Annotated in this window: 18 protein-coding genes; 11 read left to right on the top strand and 7 right to left on the bottom strand. The window is 64.4% G+C overall.

Annotation, left to right across the window (positions count from 1 at the left end; genetic code table 11):
• The first annotated feature begins 58 nt into the window (after nucleotides 1-58).
• The 5 genes from purD to DT068_RS06205 are packed head-to-tail and all read left to right on the top strand — an operon-like array spanning nucleotide 59 to nucleotide 5,380.
• The gene (purD, locus tag DT068_RS06225) at nucleotides 59-1,330 is read left to right on the top strand and encodes a phosphoribosylamine--glycine ligase (RefSeq protein ID WP_119388943.1); all 1,272 of its coding nucleotides are present in this window, start codon (nucleotides 59-61) and stop codon (nucleotides 1,328-1,330) included.
• 16 nt (nucleotides 1,331-1,346) lie between these two features.
• Nucleotides 1,347-2,504 (top strand): adenylate/guanylate cyclase domain-containing protein, encoded by a 1,158-nt coding sequence (locus DT068_RS06220; protein WP_162914031.1) that lies wholly within the window; start codon nucleotides 1,347-1,349, stop codon nucleotides 2,502-2,504.
• Nucleotides 2,505-2,559: 55 nt separating this feature from the next.
• On the top strand, nucleotides 2,560-3,465 hold the full coding sequence (locus DT068_RS06215) for an alpha/beta fold hydrolase (RefSeq protein WP_119388941.1): 906 nt from the start codon (nucleotides 2,560-2,562) through the stop codon (nucleotides 3,463-3,465).
• Nucleotides 3,462-4,547, top strand: coding sequence for a phosphotransferase family protein (locus DT068_RS06210; protein ID WP_119388940.1), 1,086 nt, complete (start codon nucleotides 3,462-3,464; stop codon nucleotides 4,545-4,547). The genes DT068_RS06215 and DT068_RS06210 overlap by 4 nt, the downstream gene beginning before the upstream one ends.
• Nucleotides 4,544-5,380 carry a patatin-like phospholipase family protein gene (locus DT068_RS06205; RefSeq protein WP_119388939.1) on the top strand — a complete coding sequence of 279 codons (837 nt, stop codon included), beginning with the start codon at nucleotides 4,544-4,546 and terminating at the stop codon, nucleotides 5,378-5,380. The genes DT068_RS06210 and DT068_RS06205 overlap by 4 nt, the downstream gene beginning before the upstream one ends.
• A 22-nt stretch (nucleotides 5,381-5,402) precedes the next feature.
• Here the strand turns inward: DT068_RS06205 and DT068_RS06200 are convergent, their stop codons facing one another.
• The gene (locus DT068_RS06200) at nucleotides 5,403-5,861 is read right to left on the bottom strand and encodes a nucleoside deaminase (protein ID WP_119388938.1); all 459 of its coding nucleotides are present in this window, start codon (nucleotides 5,859-5,861) and stop codon (nucleotides 5,403-5,405) included.
• A gap of 31 nt (nucleotides 5,862-5,892) precedes the next feature.
• Between DT068_RS06200 and DT068_RS06195 the strand changes: the two genes are divergently transcribed.
• A complete protein-coding gene (locus DT068_RS06195; RefSeq protein WP_438816415.1) occupies nucleotides 5,893-6,696 on the top strand; it encodes a pseudouridine synthase in 804 nt (267 codons plus the stop codon).
• 201 nt (nucleotides 6,697-6,897) lie between these two features.
• Complete coding sequence (locus DT068_RS06190) at nucleotides 6,898-7,530, top strand: LysE family translocator (protein WP_119388936.1); 633 nt, start codon at nucleotides 6,898-6,900, stop codon at nucleotides 7,528-7,530.
• Between the two features lie 16 nt (nucleotides 7,531-7,546).
• Here the strand turns inward: DT068_RS06190 and DT068_RS06185 are convergent, their stop codons facing one another.
• Nucleotides 7,547-7,966 (bottom strand): type II toxin-antitoxin system MqsA family antitoxin, encoded by a 420-nt coding sequence (locus tag DT068_RS06185; protein ID WP_119389285.1) that lies wholly within the window; start codon nucleotides 7,964-7,966, stop codon nucleotides 7,547-7,549.
• Between the two features lie 129 nt (nucleotides 7,967-8,095).
• Between DT068_RS06185 and rsmD the strand changes: the two genes are divergently transcribed.
• Nucleotides 8,096-8,653 carry a 16S rRNA (guanine(966)-N(2))-methyltransferase RsmD gene (gene rsmD, locus DT068_RS06180; protein ID WP_119389284.1) on the top strand — a complete coding sequence of 186 codons (558 nt, stop codon included), beginning with the start codon at nucleotides 8,096-8,098 and terminating at the stop codon, nucleotides 8,651-8,653.
• Nucleotide 8,654: 1 nt separating this feature from the next.
• Here the strand turns inward: rsmD and mutL are convergent, their stop codons facing one another.
• Nucleotides 8,655-10,427 carry a DNA mismatch repair endonuclease MutL gene (gene mutL / locus DT068_RS06175; protein ID WP_119388935.1) on the bottom strand — a complete coding sequence of 591 codons (1,773 nt, stop codon included), beginning with the start codon at nucleotides 10,425-10,427 and terminating at the stop codon, nucleotides 8,655-8,657.
• Between the two features lie 20 nt (nucleotides 10,428-10,447).
• Nucleotides 10,448-11,323 carry a LysR family transcriptional regulator gene (locus DT068_RS06170; protein WP_368904475.1) on the bottom strand — a complete coding sequence of 292 codons (876 nt, stop codon included), beginning with the start codon at nucleotides 11,321-11,323 and terminating at the stop codon, nucleotides 10,448-10,450.
• Nucleotides 11,324-11,416: 93 nt separating this feature from the next.
• On the opposite strand from DT068_RS06170, the gene DT068_RS06165 reads away from it, so the two are divergent.
• The 3 genes from DT068_RS06165 (at nucleotide 11,417) to DT068_RS06155 (ending at nucleotide 14,354) form a co-directional block, all read left to right on the top strand.
• Entirely contained in the window at nucleotides 11,417-12,025 is a 609-nt protein-coding gene (locus tag DT068_RS06165) for a pyridoxamine 5'-phosphate oxidase family protein (protein WP_119388933.1), read from the top strand.
• Between the two features lie 178 nt (nucleotides 12,026-12,203).
• Nucleotides 12,204-12,719 carry a hypothetical protein gene (locus tag DT068_RS06160; RefSeq protein ID WP_119388932.1) on the top strand — a complete coding sequence of 172 codons (516 nt, stop codon included), beginning with the start codon at nucleotides 12,204-12,206 and terminating at the stop codon, nucleotides 12,717-12,719.
• Nucleotides 12,720-12,803: 84 nt separating this feature from the next.
• Complete coding sequence (locus tag DT068_RS06155) at nucleotides 12,804-14,354, top strand: winged helix-turn-helix domain-containing tetratricopeptide repeat protein (RefSeq protein WP_119388931.1); 1,551 nt, start codon at nucleotides 12,804-12,806, stop codon at nucleotides 14,352-14,354.
• Between the two features lie 8 nt (nucleotides 14,355-14,362).
• Here the strand turns inward: DT068_RS06155 and DT068_RS06150 are convergent, their stop codons facing one another.
• The 3 genes from DT068_RS06150 to DT068_RS06140 all read right to left on the bottom strand — a co-directional run bounded on the left by DT068_RS06150 (nucleotide 14,363) and on the right by DT068_RS06140 (nucleotide 17,690).
• On the bottom strand, nucleotides 14,363-15,688 hold the full coding sequence (locus tag DT068_RS06150; RefSeq protein ID WP_162914030.1) for a M16 family metallopeptidase: 1,326 nt from the start codon (nucleotides 15,686-15,688) through the stop codon (nucleotides 14,363-14,365).
• 15 nt (nucleotides 15,689-15,703) lie between these two features.
• Nucleotides 15,704-17,110 carry a M16 family metallopeptidase gene (locus DT068_RS06145; protein ID WP_162914029.1) on the bottom strand — a complete coding sequence of 469 codons (1,407 nt, stop codon included), beginning with the start codon at nucleotides 17,108-17,110 and terminating at the stop codon, nucleotides 15,704-15,706.
• 79 nt (nucleotides 17,111-17,189) lie between these two features.
• Nucleotides 17,190-17,690 carry a hypothetical protein gene (locus DT068_RS06140; RefSeq protein ID WP_162914028.1) on the bottom strand — a complete coding sequence of 167 codons (501 nt, stop codon included), beginning with the start codon at nucleotides 17,688-17,690 and terminating at the stop codon, nucleotides 17,190-17,192.
• Nucleotides 17,691-17,743 lie beyond the last annotated feature (53 nt).

Here is a 17,743-nt window from a genome sequence, read left to right as displayed (position 1 = left end):
AAAATAGGCTTTTCCCGAACGCTGAATCTCGCCATAGGAGCCTCACAAGGAAGCCGCAATGACGCCACTCAATGTTCTTCTCATAGGCTCCGGCGGGCGCGAACACGCGCTCGCCTGGGCTATTTCGGCAAGCCCGCTTCTGGGCGATTTCTACTGCGCGCCCGGCAATCCCGGCATCGCCCGGCATGCCACATGTGTGGCGCTCGATGTGACTGACCATGGGGCAGTGATAAATTTCTGCCGCGAGAAGAAGATCGGCTTCGTTGTGGTCGGGCCGGAAGCGCCGCTCGTCGCCGGCATCGGCGATGATCTCAGAGCCTCGGGCTTCAAGGTGTTCGGCCCGTCGAAGGGCGCGGCACAGCTTGAAGGCTCGAAAGGCTTCACCAAGGATTTCTGCGCCGAGTTCGATATCCCGACCGGCGCCTATGGCCGCTTCACCGAACGCGACAAGGCCATCGCCTATGCGACCGCCAAGGGTGCGCCCATCGTCATCAAGGCGGATGGGCTCGCCGCCGGCAAGGGGGTGACGGTGGCGATGACGCTGGCCGAGGCGCAGGCCGCCATCGAGGATATCTTCGCCGGCCAGTTCGGCGCTGCCGAATGCGTGATCGAGGAATTCCTCGACGGCGAGGAAGCGAGCTTCTTTGCCCTGTGCGACGGCAGGAACGCGGTGGCCTTCGGCGCGGCGCAGGACCACAAGCGGGTCGGCGACGGCGATACCGGCCCCAATACCGGCGGCATGGGCGCCTATTCGCCCGCCCCCATCGTCAGCGACGCGATGGCCGAGCGGATCATGGCCGAGATCATCCGGCCGACGGTTGCCGGCATGGCGAAGCGCGGGCTTCCCTTCCAGGGCGTGCTGTTCGCCGGACTGATGATCGGCAAGACCGGACCCAGGCTCATCGAATACAATGTCCGCTTCGGCGATCCCGAATGCCAGGTGCTGATGATGCGGCTCAAGGACGATCTCCTGACGCTGCTCGTCGCCGCGGCCGACGGCACGCTCGACAAGGTATCGGTGCGCTGGCGCGACGCGGCGGCGCTCACCGTCGTGATGGCCGCCAGGGGCTATCCCGGACCTTATGCGAAGGGCAGCGAGATCCGCAACATCGCCGAGGCAAGCGAAGGCGATGATGTCGAGATCTTCCAGGCCGGCACTCAACTGAAGGATGGCAAGCTCGTCGCCGCGGGCGGTCGCGTCCTCAATGTCTCGGCCCTTGGCAAAGATGTCGGGGAAGCGCAAAAACGTGCCTACAGGTCTGTCGATCGCATCGACTGGCCGGAAGGTTTCTGTCGCCGCGACATCGGCTGGCGGGCCGTGCAGCCCTGACGCAACGGAGGCTCTGTTGGCGCTGTCCGACAAATTCGTCGATTGGCTGGTCGCGACGGCGGTCGGCGACAAGACGCTGCCCGACTTGCATCGCGAGCTGTGCGAGAAGCTCGTGGATCTCGGGATCCCGCTGTGGCGTTCCTCGCTCGGGCTCGAATTGCTCAACCCCGAGATAGAAGGATCGCAATTCCGCTGGGTCGCGTATGAGGTCAAGACCCTCGTCATGCCGCGCGGCTACGACACCGGAGAATACACCAACAGCCCGGCCAAGATCGTCGACGACACGCGCAAATCCTATCGCCGCAAGCTCGATAAGCCGGCAGACGACATGCCGCTGCTCGAGGAGCTCCGGCAATCGGGCGCCACCGATTATTTCATCACGCCGTTTCCCTTCATCGACCAGCAGCGGACGGCCCATATTTCCTTCGCCACGCAGAAACAGGGCGGCTTTTCCGAAGACGAGATCGCCGACCTGACCCGGGCATCGCTGCTGTTCAGCCCCTATGCCGAGCGGCGCGTGCTCAAGAAGATCACCTTCGACCTTCTCACCACCTATGTCGGCCGGCGCAGCGCCGCCAAGGTCTATGACGGGGCGATCGACCGCGGCAAGGCCGAGATCATCACCGCCACCATCCTGATCGCCGATCTCCGGGGCTTCACGCGCTATTCCGACACGCATCAGATCGACAATGTGCTCTCGACCCTGAATGATTTCTTCGACGCGCTGGTCGAGGCGATCGAGCCGCATGGCGGCGAGGTGCTCAAATTCATCGGCGATGCGGTGCTGGCGATCTTCCCGGCCGGCGACAAGCAGCAGCTCCCCTGCGGGCCGGCCATCGCCGCCGCCCTCGACACGCGCAGGAAGATCGCGAAGCTGAACGAGGAGCGGGCCAAGGCCGGGCGAACGCTGCTCAGATTCGGCCTCGCCCTCAATGTCGGCGAGATCGCCTATGGCAATATCGGCAGCCGGACGCGGCTCGACTTCACCGCCATCGGCCCCGCCATCAACCATACGAGCCGGCTGCTCGAAGTTGCCAAAAGGCGTAACCGCGATATTGTCGTCTCGGAAAGCTTCGTGCGCGCGGCGGGATCGGAATTCCCCAATCTCGGCTATCACTCCTTGCGCGACGTCGCCGGCGAGCAGCAGGTTTTCTATATCGCCGAAGAGGCTTGAGCCCCGTCGGCAATTCGCGCGACAATGGCTGCGGTCGACAAGCGGAGCGCCAGGCATGCCGGATCTCTTTCCTCATACGCGCGAGCATCGTGTCACCACGGATGGCGTCGAGATCTTCGCCCGCATCGGTGGCGAAGGACCGCCGCTGCTCCTGCTGCATGGCTATCCGCAGACTCACGCGATGTGGCACGCGGTGGCGCCCCGGCTCATGGAGCACTTCACCTGCGTCCTCGCCGATCTCCGGGGCTATGGTTTCTCCTCCTGCCCCGACAACGACGCCGACAACCGTCCCTATTCCAAGCGGGTGATGGCCCAGGACATGGTGGCGCTCATGCGGGACCTTGGACATGAGCGTTTCGCGGTCATCGGCCACGACCGCGGCGCCCGCGTCGCCTATCGCCTGGCGCTGGACCACAAGAAGGCGGTCACTTGCGCCGCTTTGCTCGACATCATCACGACCTTCGACATGTGGCATAATTTCTCGGTGCCCTTCGCCATGATGGCCTATCACTGGCTGTTTCTGGCGCAGCCGCATCCTTTGCCCGAGATGCTGATCGAATCCGCGCCCGTCGGCTTCCTCGACTACACGATGGCGCGCTGGACGAAGTCGAGGGATCTCTCCGCCTTCGATCCCCGGGCGCTCGCCGAATATCGCCTGCATTTCGCGACGCCCGAGCACATCCATGCCACCTGCAACGACTATCGCGCCAGCCAGACCTGCGATCTCGCCGACGATGAGGCCGACGAGAGCAAGGGCCGCAAGATCGCCTGCCCGGTCCTCGTCTTGTGGGGCGATGCCGGGATACCGAACCAGGTCCCCGATATCGTCGCACTCTGGCGGCGCTGGGCCAGGAAGATCGAGACGGCCGAGATCGCCGCCGGGCATTTCCTGCCGGAGGAGAACCCGCAAGCGACGCTGGATCACCTGCTGCCCTTCCTCGCCCGGCACGTGAAAGCATGACCTCCGAATTGCTCGACCGCCAATCGGCCTTCTCCGGCACGCGCGCGGCGAGCGGCCTTTCGGACCGCGACCGCGAGACCCTGACACGCTATCTGGAGCTCAATGTCGCCGGTTTCCGCGGCCCGCTCGCGGTGGCGCAGTTCAAGGGCGGCCAGTCGAACCCGACCTATCTCCTCACCGCCCGTTCCGGCAACTATGTGCTGCGGCGCAAGCCCTCAGGCAAGCTCCTGCCCTCGGCGCATGCGATCGAGCGCGAATACCGGGTGACGGCGGCGCTGGCGAAACTGGATTTCCCGGTGGCGCACCCGCTCCATTACTGCGCCGATGAGAGCATCATCGGGACAGAATTCTATGTGATGGCCCATGTGGCAGGCCGGGTGTTCTGGGAACCCTGGGCGCCGGGTCTCAATCCTGAAGATCGCGCAGGGCTTTTCGCATCCCTCAACGAGACGATCGCGCGGCTCCACGAGATCGACGCAAGTGCCGCGGGGCTTGGTGATTTCGGGAAGCCCGAAGGCTATGTGGCGCGCCAGGTCAAGCGCTGGTCCGAGCAGTATCGCGCCTCGGCCAGCGAGGAGATCCCGGAAATGGACCGCCTCATCGCCTGGCTGCCGCAGGCGCTCCCGGCGCAATCGGGCAGCGCCATCGTCCATGGCGATTTCCGCCTCGACAATTGCATCATCGATCCGGCCGAGCCCAAGGTGCTGGCGGTTCTCGACTGGGAATTGGCGACACTCGGCGATCCGCTCGCCGATTTTACCTATCATCTCATGATGTGGTTCATGCCGAGGTCCGAGCGCGGCGCCGGCGTCGGGTCGCTTCTCGGCCATGAACGGGACCCTGGAATTCCCGCAATCGAGACCTATATCGAGGACTACTGCACCAGGACCGGGCGTGCCGGCATCAGCGAGCTCAATGTCTATCTCGCCTATAATTTCTTCCGCATCGCCGCCATCCTGCAAGGGATCATCGGGCGGGTGCGTGACGGCACCGCCGTCAACCAGAATGCCGCCCGGATGGCAAGCGAGGTGCGCCCCCTGGCCCGGACCGCCTGGCGCTTCGCCGAAAGGGCCGGCGCATGAGCGGGCCTAGAATAGGCCTGGCGCTCGGCGGCGGCGCGGCGCGTGGCCTCGCCCATATTCCCATGCTCGAAGTCTTCGACGAATTGGGGCTGCGCCCTTCGGTCATTGCCGGCTGCAGCTTCGGCGCCCTGGTGGGTGCCGCCTATGCCTCGGGTGTCCCGGCCAGGGAGATCGGCGATCATGCCCGCCACATCCTCGCCAACCGCGTCCAGGCGGCGAAATACCTGTTCGGCGTGAAGGGCGCGCGGCTCGGCGACCTGCTCAAGCGCAAGAGCTTCACCTCGCTGCAGATCGACGGCGAGCAGCTCACCAGCTTCATCTTCCCGGATGGTGTGGCGGCCCATGTCGAAGACACGCAGATCCCGCTCAAGATCGTCACCACCGATTTCCTCGAGCGGCGCGAGCATGTCATTTCCTCGGGGCCGATGTGCCGGGCGGTCGCCGCCTCGATCGCCATTCCGGGACTCATCTCCGCCCCCGCTATCGACGGGCGGCTCTATGTCGATGGCGGCATCACCAATCCGGTGCCCTTCGACCATGTCCGCCCCGGCAGCGATCTCGTGGTCGCCATCGATGTAACGGGGCGCCTGCGCGAGCCCAGGCGCGCCCATCACAGCAACATGGAGCTCGCCATCGGCTCGATGCTCATCATGTTCCACCAGATCGCGGTGCTGCGCCGGCAGCAGAATCCGCCCGATGTCTATATCAACCCGCCGATCGAAGGCTTCATGGCCAATGACTTCTTCCGCATCACCGAGATGATCGAACAGGCGTCACGGGCCAAGGACGAGCTCAAGCGGGCACTGGAAATGCGAATCGAAAGAATCGCTTAGGCGGATTTCTTGAGAAAATGATTCAGCGCCGGTCGCGGAAGAATTCCTTCAGGAGCTTGCGACCCCTCGCCTCGCTCAGGCCGCCATAGACCTCGGGCGCATGATGGCAGGTGGCCTGGTTGAAGAAGCGCGGGCCGTGCTCGACAGCCCCCATCTTCTCATCGCCCAGCGCGAAATAGAGGCGCCTGAGCCTAGCGAAGGAAATCGCCGCCGCGCACATGGCGCAGGGCTCGAGCGTGACATAGAGGTCGCAAGCCACGAGGCGCTCGCTGCCGAGGCGCGCCGCCGCTTCCCGGATGGCGAGAAGCTCGGCATGGGCGGTCGGGTCCTTCAATTCGAGGGTGCGGTTTCCGGCCTTTGCCATCACATTGCCCGACTGATCGACAATGACACAGCCAATGGGGACCTCGCCGCGCCGGCCGGCTGATTCGGCTTCGGCAAAGGCCAGCGACATCGGCTCTGGCGGGGGCGGGTGCTTCATGCTTCCCTCACATGAACGCGAAAGGGGTGTGATGGTCAAGGAAAGCCCGAAGGAAAGCACATTTGAAGGTGAACGCATCGCCAAGGCGATCGCCAGGGCCGGCCTGTGCTCGAGGCGGGACGCGGAACGTCTCATTACGGAAGGCCGCGTCAAGCTCAACGGCAAGGTCCTCAACAGCCCGGCGATCAATGTGAGGCCTTCCGACCAGGTTTTGGTCGATGGCCGGCCCCTGCCGCAGAAGGAGGAGAGCCGCCTGTGGCGCTATCACAAGCCCGCCGGCCTCGTCACCAGCCACAAGGACCCGGAGGGGCGGCGCACCGTCTTCGACGCGCTGCGCGAGCAATTGCCCCGTGTCATCTCGATCGGACGGCTCGATATCAACACCGAAGGTCTGCTGCTCCTCACCAATGACGGCGAGCTGGCGCGGTTGCTCGAACTGCCGGCGACCGGCTGGGTCAGGCGTTACCGGGTGCGTGCCTATGGCCATCCCGACCCCGCGGCGCTGGAAAGGCTCAAAGGCGGCCTCACCATCGAGGGCATCCATTACGGCCCCATCGAAGCCTCGATCGACAAGGCGCAGGGCGACAATGCCTGGCTCAATATCGCCATCCGCGAGGGCAAGAACCGCGAGGTGAAGAAGATCTGCGAGCATCTGGGCCTGACGGTCAACCGCCTGATCCGCATCGCTTTCGGCCCGTTCCAGCTCGGCGATCTGGAGCGCGGCGGCATCGCGGAAGTGCCGGCGAAAGTGCTGGCCGAGCAGCTCGGACGAAAGGTCACGGTGCCCGACCGGAGGCCCGATCACCGCAAGGCCAAGACAGCGCGACGGGCTTGACGCTACGCAAGATTGTGCTAAACGCGCCCGCCATGACATTGAAACCCACCATCCCGCAACAAGACACGCGGCAAAACCGGCGTGCGCTTTCCTGCGCGTGATGACGAGGTCCAGCTAGATCCCCTTCCATCCCGCTCCAGCCCGCCCCTTCAATCCGGCGGGGCTTACCGAATTCCCTGCCTCATCTTTCAGGAGAATTCGATGACCTTTACCTCAAGCCTTCTGCCCGTCTTCATCACATCCATGGGCTTCGGCCTCGCGGTCGCAGCCCCCGTCGGCCCGATGTCGATCCTGTGCATGCGTCGCAGTCTGACCCATGGCTGGCGTCCTGGCCTTGCCACCGGCCTCGGCATTGCCGCGGGCGACGGCCTCTATGCCGCGGTGGCGGCACTCGGCCTCACCGGCATCTCGGAATTCATGCTGGCCTATGACCGCCCGCTGCATCTCGCCGCCGGCCTGTTCCTGCTCTATCTCGGAATCACGACCTTCTGGCGCAAGCAGGATGGTGGCGCGGCAGCGTCTGGCGCCGTCACGGCCTCGACCTTCACCGCCTTCTGGGGCTCGCTGCTCCTCACCCTCACCAACCCGCCCACCATCATCATGTTCGCGGCGATCTTCGCGGCACTGGCGCCCAAGGCCGGCTTCGATCCGGCCAGTGCTGCGGCCACCGTGGGCGGCGTGACCGTGGGATCGCTCCTGTGGTGGTGCGGCATCGTCGGCGGCGTGACACTCTTCCGCCATGCGCTGGGGGCGCGCGTGAGGCTGTGGATCGACCGCCTCGCCGGCAGCTTCCTCATGCTTTTCGGTGTGGCCGAAATCCGCCGCAGCCTGTGAACACCTATGAGCAGTGTTACCGCAAATCCTCGATCAATTCGGGATGACGATCGAGTAGACGCAGCAACTGACTGGTCGGGCCGCTGGGTTCGACCAGTCCTCTTTCATATTTGTCGAAAGCATTTTCCCCCACTCGGAGAAGTGTGCCCGCCTCTCGCTGCGACAAATTCAAGCGAGTGCGCACCCGGCGGATCGTTGATGGCGACGGTATCCCTTCGAGCTTCTCCTTGAGAGCACGCAAAGCCTGATCGGCGGCAGCCATGTCATCGCCGAGATGGGCGCCGTCATTTCCACCCTCTGGATAATAGCCCGGCAGATCAACGGTAACGCTCTCGCCCTTGTAGGTAACGACAAACGGCCGGACACCGCGGCGCAGAATCTCTCCCGTCTCCGGCGATACCATCGTATCGGGCAAGGTCTTGTTCGACGTCGCCATGATCATTTCTCCTAAACGGGAAATGCCACCATAATGGTGGCAAATCAAGCTTGGCGTCATAACTGCTCGACAAGACCGCATCGAATCTGCAATCGAGCCGGCAGTCTGTTGGTCCTAGTGGGAATGTTCATGCGCATCGTCGGGGGAAAATTCAAAGGCCACGGGCTCGCCGGTCCCAAGGGACAGGCCACGCGGCCGACTTCCGACCGGGTGCGGGAGGCGATCTTCAACATCCTGGCGCATGGGATCGAGGACTTTTCCATCGCGGATGCCCGCGTCCTCGACCTCTTCGCCGGCACCGGCGCCATGGGGCTCGAAGCCCTGTCGCGCGGCGCCCGCTTCTGCCAGTTCGTCGATGATTCAGCCGAGGCGCGCGGCGTGATCCGGCGCAATGCCGACGCCCTGGGCGTCATCGGCCAATGCAAGATCTGGCGGCGCGATGCCACGCGGCTCGGACCCGCGGCGCCGCAACCCGGCTTCGATCTCGTCTTCGCCGATCCGCCCTACAACAAGGACCTCGGCAGCAAGGCGCTCAAATCCCTGGTCGAAGGCGGCTGGTTCACGCCCGGGGCCATCGTCGTTGTCGAGGAAGCCGATCGTGCCACCCTCGCCTGCCCGCCCGAGCTCAGCGAGCTCGACCGGCGCATCTATGGCGAGACGCAGATCCTGATCGCGCGGGCGACCTGACTCAGCTCCTGCCGAACAGCCGCTCGATGTCGCTGAGCTTCAGCTCGATGAATGTCGGGCGGCCATGATTGCACTGGCCGGAATTGGGCGTCACTTCCATCTTGCGCAGCAGCGCGTTCATCTCGTCGGCGCGCAATTGCCGGCCCGAGCGCACCGAATGATGGCAGGCCATGGTGGCGAGGAGATGATTGACGCGCTCCTCGACCGTCGTGCTCTGGTCCTGGGCGAGATCATCGGCGAGATCGCGCACCAGATGCGCGATCCGGCCGCCGGACAGCGCTGCCGGCACTTCGCGCACCACGACGGAGCCTTCGCCGAAGGGCTCGAGCACGAGGCCGAGCTCGGCCAAAAGCGGTGCCGCCAAAGCAAGGCGCTCGACGGCGCCGGCATCGAGATCGATCACATCGGGAATGAGCAGAGGCTGGGTCGCGATCTTCTTTCCCGCGCGCTCTGCCTTCAGCTCTTCATAGACCAGGCGCTCATGCGCGGCATGCTGGTCGACGATGACGATGCCGTCCTCGGTCTGCGCCAATATATAGTTCTCATGGAACTGCGCCCGCGCCGCGCCCAAGGGATGCGGTACCTCTTCGGTCAGCGGCAGCGCCTCCTCGATGCGGGCCGAGGCGACATTGTCCATGGCGAAATGCGCCTGCTCCTCTTCCATGCCTTGCGGCGCGAAGCCGGCAAAGGCGGTTTCGACAAAAGCCGGGCGGCGCTGCGGCATCACCGGGCGGAGCGCGCTCAGCGTCGCGGCGGATAATCCGGCCGAGGTCCTGCGGCTGCCGCCGCCCAAGGCCTCGCGGATGCTCGAGACGATGGCGCCCCGCACCAAGGCTGAATCGCGGAAGCGCACCTCGGCCTTGGCCGGATGCACATTCACATCGACGAAGGCGCTGGGGCATTCGATGAACAGGCACACGGCCGGGAAGCGCCCGCGCGTCAGGAGATCGGCATAGGCGCCGCGGATGGCGCCGGCCAGCAGCTTGTCGCGCACCGGCCGGCCATTGACGAAGAAGAACTGCAGGCCCGCTTGCGCGCGATGATAGGTGGGCAGGCTTGCCAGGCCCCATAGTCTGAAGCTGTCCTTGCCGCCGTCGAAATCGACCATATTGGCGAAGACCTCCTCGCCCATGACCCGCGCGATGCGGCGCCTGCGGCCAGTGTCATCTTCCGCTTCCGGCGGCAGGTCGATGAGCACGCGTTCCTCGGAGGTGAAGCTGAAGCCGACATGGGGGGCCGCGAGCGCCAGGCGGCGCACCACATCGGCGGCTTCCGCCGTCTCGGCGCGCGGCGAGCGCAGGAATTTGAGCCGGGCCGGCACGGCATAGAAGAGATCGCGCACCTCGACCGTCGTCCCCTCGATGCGGGGCGCGGGCGCGGGCGCGGACTTCCGGCCGCCCGCCACCTCGATGCGCCAGGTGTCCCGTGCCGCGCGTGCATGGGACGCGAGAGAAAGCCGGCTCACCGCGCCGATCGAGGGTAGCGCCTCGCCGCGAAAGCCCAGCGTCCGGATCTCGACAAGATCGTCATCGGCGAGCTTCGAGGTCGCATGGCGCTCGACTGCGAGGTCGAGCTCGTCGCGATCCATGCCCTCGCCGTCGTCGCTGACGCGGATCAGGCTGCGCCCGCCATCGCGGAAGGCGACATCGATCTGCCGCGCCCCGGCATCGATGGCATTCTCGGCCAGTTCCTTGACGACGCTGGCCGGGCGCTCGATCACCTCGCCCGCGGCGATGCGGTTGGCGATGCCTTCCGGAAGTCTGCGAATCCTCATGCGGGTAATCTAGTGCGGCGCTAGCTCAAGCGCCAATCTGCCGTCTCGGCAACCAGCTCGATGAAGGCGCGCACCTTGCCCGGCAGCAATCTGGCGGAAGGATAGACGGCATGGATCGGCAGGGACTCGGGCGCGAAAGGCGCCAGGACCTCGACCAGGCTTCCCTCCCGGATCGCATCCCGCACCTGGTAGTAGAGTACCCGGACGAGGCCTGAGCCGGCGAGCGCCAGCGAGATCGCCGTATCGCCGCTATTGGTCACGAAGCGCGGCGCGAGGCTGATGCGGAAGTCGGCGCCCGCTTCGACAAAGTGCCAGTCATGGGGCGGCGACAGCGGCGTGAAGGCGATGAGGTCGAAACCCGCAAGGTCGCGCGGATGCAGCGGCGTGCCGGCGCCCGCCAGATAGGTGGGACTTCCGACCACGGCGCGCCGTGTCTCGCCGAAGCGCCTGGCGATCAGTTGCGAGTCCGGCAGATGACCGATCCTGATCGCCAGGTCATGGCCCTCCTCGACCAGGTTGACGAAGCGGTCGGACAGATTGAGCTCCGCCGAGACCTGCTTGTGGCGCGCAACAAAGCGGGCGAGCAGAGGCGCCACATGCAGCCGGCCGAAGATCAGGGGCGCGGTGATGGAGAGCCTGCCTTTCGGCTCTGTCCTCTCGCTCTGCGCCGCCTGCTCGGCCTCCTCGATATCCGCCAGGATGCGGCGGGCACGCTCGAGATAGCGGCTCCCGGCATCGGTGAGGCTCAGCGAGCGCGTGGTGCGGTGGAAAAGCCGGGCGCCCAGGCGGGTCTCGAGGCTGGCGATCTGGCGCGAGATGACCGAGGGCGACAGGCCAAGGCGGCGGGCGGCGGCCGTGAGGCTCTCGGCCTCGCAGGCGGCCACGAAAGCGGCCATCGTGTCGATCCGGTCCATTCGTGCAGGAATAGCAATAATGTTGTGCCAATTACAGATATTATCGTTCTTCAGGAAATAAATATATTCCGGGGCATGAGCACCCCTTCCAGCGATATCGCCTTCACCCCCACCATCAAGGCCATCCAGGCCGAGCGTGGGTCGCGGCAGAACTATGCACGGATGGAGGAGCGCGGCGGCTTCCGCACCGGGCTCACCGAAGACCTCGCCCAGTTCCTGAGCAGCGTCGACACGGCCTATCTCGCCACCGCCAATGCGGCGGGCCAGCCCTATGCCCAGCATCGCGGCGGGCCCAAGGGCTTCATCCGGATCGTGGGCCCGAAGACGCTCGCTTTCGCCGACTACAAGGGCAACCGGCAATATGTGACGACCGGCAATCTTGCCGAGAACGACAAGGCCTTTCTCTTCCTCATGGATTACGCCCATCGCCGGCGCGTGAAATTGTGGGGCCGGGCGCGCATCAGCCATGATGCAGAGGTGCTCGCGCAACTGATGCCGCGAGACTATGAAGCAAAGCCCGAGCAGGTGATCCTGTTCGATGTCGAAGCCTGGGACATCAACTGCCCACAGCACATCCCGCAGAAGATCGACGCCGAGGATGTCGAGCGCGTGCTGGCTGAGCTTCAGGCCCGGATCGCGGCCCTCGAAGAGGAAAACATGGCGTTGCGGGCCCGCCATTCCTGAGGGAACTTTTTGTCGGAAACGTTCTTATCTGAGCAAATCCCGCCAAAGTTGAAGACTTTGGCGACAAGGATTTGCTCCAACATATTGATTTGGCGCGAATCCTTTTCGGCGAAGTGATTCCACTTCGCCGGGATGCGCACTAGCGGGATTTCCCTGTTCGCAGCATGAGGAGGTTTGCATGAAAGGTCGCGTCATCTTTCTCGCCGTGATTGTGCTGTCCGGCGCCGCACAGGCGCAAGCTGCCAATGATCAGATGGCCGTCCTCATCGGGCCGTGGCAGATCGAGGCGAGCTTCACCAAGGAACAGAAATTCGATCGCTGCATCATGAGCCGCATGACCGATGCCGGGCTCAAGGCCAGTTTCGCACGCGACGAGGCCGGAACATCGCTGACGCTGACCTCAGAGCGTTGGAAGCTCGACAACGGAAAGAGCTATGCGGTCGACTTCGCGGCGGGCTCGGTGGCCTGGAAGGCCGATGTCACGGCGACCAGCGACACGGTGCGCCTGGCCCTGACCGACGCCCGCTTCAACAAGGCATTGCGCAATGCCAATCATCTCGATGTGCGCGGCGCCGGCGCCACGCTGAAGATCCCGCTCGACAAGAGCGCCGCCGCTCTGGCGCGGCTCGATCGCTGCTATGAGACGAACAAGGATGCCGGCGAGACCAACCCCTTCGTCGCCCCGACGCCTTAAACTCCTCCTGGAAAGCCCTGAAGTTCGCCTTCACGACCAAGTTGAGTTATCCTCCGTCCCGCCAAGGAGCGGAGTTCTCGGCATATGGACTTGGAGTTTGGGAGCTATCGCCTGAAGCGCGCCGAACGGCTTCTGCTGGGTCCCAAGGGGCCGGTGGAGCTCTCGGCGCGATCCTTCGACATCCTTGCCATGCTGCTGGAGAGGCCGGAAGAGGTTGTCGGCAAAACCGAGCTCTTCGATGCGGTCTGGCCCGGCCTGGTGGTGGAAGAAAACACACTGCAAGTGCATATTTCGGCGCTGCGCAAGGCGCTGGACACCGGCATGATCATGACGGTGCATGGCCGCGGCTACAAGTATGCTGGCCCGAGACCAGCCTCGACACTGGCCGTAAACGGTGCGGGCGAACCGGCCGGCCAGGCGGCCGGCGAGAAGCCCGCACCCTCCAAAACCTCCATAGCGGTGCTGCCCTTCGACAATATGAGCGGCGATCCGGAGCAGGATTATTTCAGCGACGGGATCACCGAAGACATCATCGCCGAGCTCGGAAGGTTCAGAGAATTTCTGGTCATTGCACGAAACTCGTCCTTCCAGTTCCGCGGCAAGACGAATGACCTGGCCGACGTAGCGAAGAAGCTCGGTGTCCAGTATGTCGTCGAAGGCAGCGTGCGCAAGTTCGGCAACCGGGTCCGGGTCACCGTGCAGCTGATCGACTCATCCTCGACGGCCCATGTCTGGGGAGAGCATTACGACCGCGAGCTCACCGACATATTCGCCATCCAGGACGAAATCACCCAGATGATCGCGGCCCGCCTGGCCCGGCAGGCCAGAACCGCGATTGCATCGCACGCCAGGGCTCGACCGACCGACAACATGTCGGCTTATGAATTTTACCTGCGGGCGCTGCAACTGACGGCCACCTATGACACGGTGCGCAAAGCGGAGCCCTTGCTGCGCCAGGCGGTAGCGCTCGATCCGCGGTTTGCCGCCGCCCACGCCATGCTCGGCTTTGTCGAGGCCATCAAATGCTACTGGATCTACCACAATCCGGATCATCTTCGCGATCACCTTCGTGACCATCTTCATGCCGGATTGGAGATCGCACAGGCCGCATTGCAGCTTGACCCGGACGAGGCCTATGGGCATCTCGCCGCCGGCTTCGCTCTCCTGTATCTATGTCGCTTCAAGCAGGCTGAAATCAGCCTCGACCGTGCGGTTGCCCTGAACCCGAATGACCCGTTCATTCTGAGCATCCGCGCTCTGCTGTTCAATTACACGAGCAGGCCGGAAGAGGGACTTCGCGACATATCCGAAGCCCAGCGCCGTGACCCATTCGCCGTGGGCTGGTACGAGGACTTTCGTGGCATCCTGCTGACGACCGCCGGACGATATCGCGAGGCAACGGCCTGTTACGCGAAAATGGAAACCGTGACATCGTGGTCGCTCACTCATCTCACCGTCTGCCATTTCGAATTGGGAGAAATCAGGCAGGCGCAGGACACCCTGGCAAAGCTGAAGGCACACTGGCCCGGCCTGACCATCGACGAAATCGCCGATATCGAAGTGAACTTCTTCGAGGATGCGGCAATCTTCAGCCGCTACCGGGCTATTTTGAGGCGCGTCGAAAAGGAAGAATAAGCGCCGCGCTATTGCCCGTCGGACTTGATCCCTTCCGGCTTGCCGACCACCGTCACGATGAGCTTGTCGGGCTCGGAGATGCGCCTGGCCTGGACCTTGGCCTGATCGAGCGTCACCGCATCGATCATGTCGTTGCGGCGGTTGATATAGTCGATGCCGAGATTGTCCTCCTGGATGGCAAGCAGCTGCCTGGCGATCTTGGAATTGGAATCGAAGCGCAGCGCATAGGAGCCGGTGAGATAGGTCTTGGTCTCGGCGAGCTCGGCGGCGGTCGGCCCCTCCTCGGCGAATTTCCTCATCGTGTCCTTGACGACGCCGAGCGCTTCGCCCGCCTTCTCGTTGCGCGTGCCCAATTGCCCGAAGACGAGGCCCGCATGATCGAACGAATAGAGGCCGATCGAGACGCCATAGGTGAGGCCGCGCTTCTCGCGCACTTCCTCGGTGAGACGCGAGCCGAAGCCGCCGCCGCCGAGGACGAAGCTTGCGACATAGGCCGGGATGAAATCGGGATCGGCCCGTAGCATGCCATCGGTGCCGAAGGTGATGATGCTCTGCGGGATGTCGCGGTCGATCACCTCGGTCATGGGCTTGCCGTCGACATGGAACATCGGCGCCGCTTTCGGCGGATCGGTGTCGGGGAGATCGCCGAAGGTCTCGTCGAGCAGGCGCGCCAGCGTCGCCTCGTCGATGTCGCCGACAACGGCCACTTTCAGGCCCTTGCGTGAGAAAAGCTGCTTGTGCATCGCCTTGAGGTCCTCGGCGGTGATCGTGGCGATGGACTTCACCGTGCCGTCCGTCTCGCGCGCATAGGGATGATCGGCGAAAGCCTTCGCCATCCAGGCGCGCGACGAGATGGTGTCGGGCTCCTCTTCCTTGCGGCGCGCGCCGACGAGGAGCTGGTCGCGCACCCGATCGAGCGGCTCTTGCGCGAAATGCGGCTTGGCGAGCGCCAGCTTGAGCAGCGCGAAGGAGGCGTCACGCCGGTTGGCCAAAGTCTGGAACGAGCCCTGGAACCGGTCGAAGCTGGCGTCGAAGGACATCTTCATCGCCAGCTCGTCGCGCTTCGCCTGGAAGGCGGCCGAATCGAGATCGCCCGCCCCTTCATCCATCATCGCGGTGATGAAGTTGGCGGTGCCCTCCTTGCCGGCGGCGTCATTGACGGCGCCGCCCGAAAAGGAGAACTGCATGGCGATGAGCGGGTTGGTGTGGTCCTCGACCAGCCAGGCGGTGATGCCGCCCTTGCTCTTCACTTCCTTGATCTCGATGGCCTGCGCCGGCAGGACATGGATGGCGACGATGGCGAGTGCCGCAAAGAACGGGCGAAGCGGGCGCATCACGGGCCTCATGCGTTACTGTTGGGTGGAGTTGGACGGCGTCGGATCGGTGGGCTCACCGCCGCCGGCCGGAGCGCCGGCGGCCGGCAGGAGGACGCCGGTCACCGAGCGCCTGTCATCGAAGGTCTTCGCTGCGGCGGCCTTCACGTCTTCGAGCGTCACCGCCTGGATGCGGTCCGGCCATGCGAGCACATCGGCGACGGTCATGCCGGTGGTCAGCGCCGAGCCGAAGGCGCGGGCGAGGGTGCCCTGGTTGTCGCGGGCATAGACGGTGTCGGCGATCAGCGTCGCCTTGGTGCGGGCAAGCTCATCTTCGGTGATGCCATTGGCCTTGATGTCCTCGAGGATGGCATCGATCTCGGCTTCCACCGGCTCGACCGCGCCGCCGGGGACGGGTGAGCCATAGACGCCGAAGATGCCTGAATTCAACCCGTCGCCCGAATACCAGGCGCCGGCATAGGAGGCGAGGCGCTTCTCGACCACCAGCTTCCTGTAGAGACGGCTGGTGGCGCCGCCGCCCAGGAGCTCGGCCAGCACGTCGAGCGCCTCGGCCTCGCCTTTCGCAGCGGTGGCGTAGGAAACACTCAGATAGGCACGCTGGACGACCGGCGAAGCGGCGCGCGCATCGGTCAGCGTGACGCGGCGCGGCGCGATCGGCTCGGGCTCCTCGGTGCGCATCCGCGCCGTCACATCGAAAGTGTTCGCGAGCTTGCCGTAATGCTCCTCGGCCAGTTTCCTCACCTCGTCCGGCGTCACATCGCCGGCGACGACGAGGATGGCGTTGGCGGGCGTGTAATGCGCCTTGTAGAAAGCGATCGCATCGTCGCGCGTCAGCCTGTTGACTTCCGGCATCCAGCCGATCACCGGCTTGCGATAGGGATGCGCCAGATAGAGCATGGCGTCGATCTGCTCGCTGAGCAGGCTCGAGGGATCATTGTCGATGCGTTCGCGCCGTTCCTCCTCCACCACCTTGAGCTCGGGCAGCACATTCTCGTCCTTAAGCACCAGGTTCTGCATGCGGTCGGCTTCGAGATCCATCACCAGGCCCAGCCGTTCCTTGGCGATGCGCTGGAAATAGGCCGTGTAGTCCTTCGACGTGAAGGCGTTATCCTCGCCGCCATTCTGGCGGATGATGCGGTTGAAGGCGCCGGGCGGATATTTGGTGGTGCCCTTGAACATCAGATGCTCGAGGAAATGCGCGATGCCGGCCTTGCCCTGCGGCTCATCGGCCGAACCCACGCGGTACCACACCATGTGGGTCACGACGGGAGCGCGGTGATCGGGAATGACCACCACCTGCATGCCGTTATTGAGGGTGAAGGTCTCGGCCAGAGGCTGGGCGGCGGGCAGCGGGCGGACAAACACCGCCAGCAGAAACACGCCCGCGAAAGCGGCATAAAGCCCGCGGCGCTTGAAGCTCATGAGATCACCTGTGTGGTAAAATTGGCGTGATGCGGCGGGCGGGCTGAAGAGGCTGGCGATGCGGGACCATGGCCCGCGCCTATTCATCCTTGAACACGTTGCCCATGTTCCAGATCGTCCCGTAATTCGGATTGGTCTTGCGCTTCTCGGCAAGCTGCGCCGCCTTCAATTCCTTGAACAGCTGGTTCTCGGTCTTCGGCTTGCCGTCCGGCCCCACCTTCGAGATCCCGTATTTCTCGTAGACGTCCTGCTGCGGCGGCTGCTGGCCTTGCGCGGGCGGGGGATTGGCGGCAGCCGTCGTCATCGGTGCGGGCTGCGGCTGCGCCTGGTCCATCGCGGGCTCGGCCGGGGGCGGGGCGCTGGCGATCTGCTGGGGCTGGCCGTCTTCACTGGTCTCGCCCGAGGGCGGACGCAAATTGAGATCAGGCGGCATGGAAAGGTTGCGGTTGACGCGCACCTGCGTCTCGTCCGGCGTCGCATTCTTTCCCGAACCCAGCAAATCCTGCATTTTGGTCTCGGAACAGCCGGCAACGGCAAAAGCCGCCACAAGGCTGAGGACGAGGCCATAGGCCATTTTCATGATATTGCAGTTCCCTTCGCTAGTCCCCGGATGTGCGGAATGCCGCAAAACTG

Source organism: Taklimakanibacter lacteus, assembly GCA_003576695.1.
GTDB lineage: Bacteria > Pseudomonadota > Alphaproteobacteria > Rhizobiales > Aestuariivirgaceae > Taklimakanibacter > Taklimakanibacter lacteus.
Note: the sequence above shows the minus strand (reverse complement) of the source record. Positions and strands in the feature narration are given on the sequence as shown.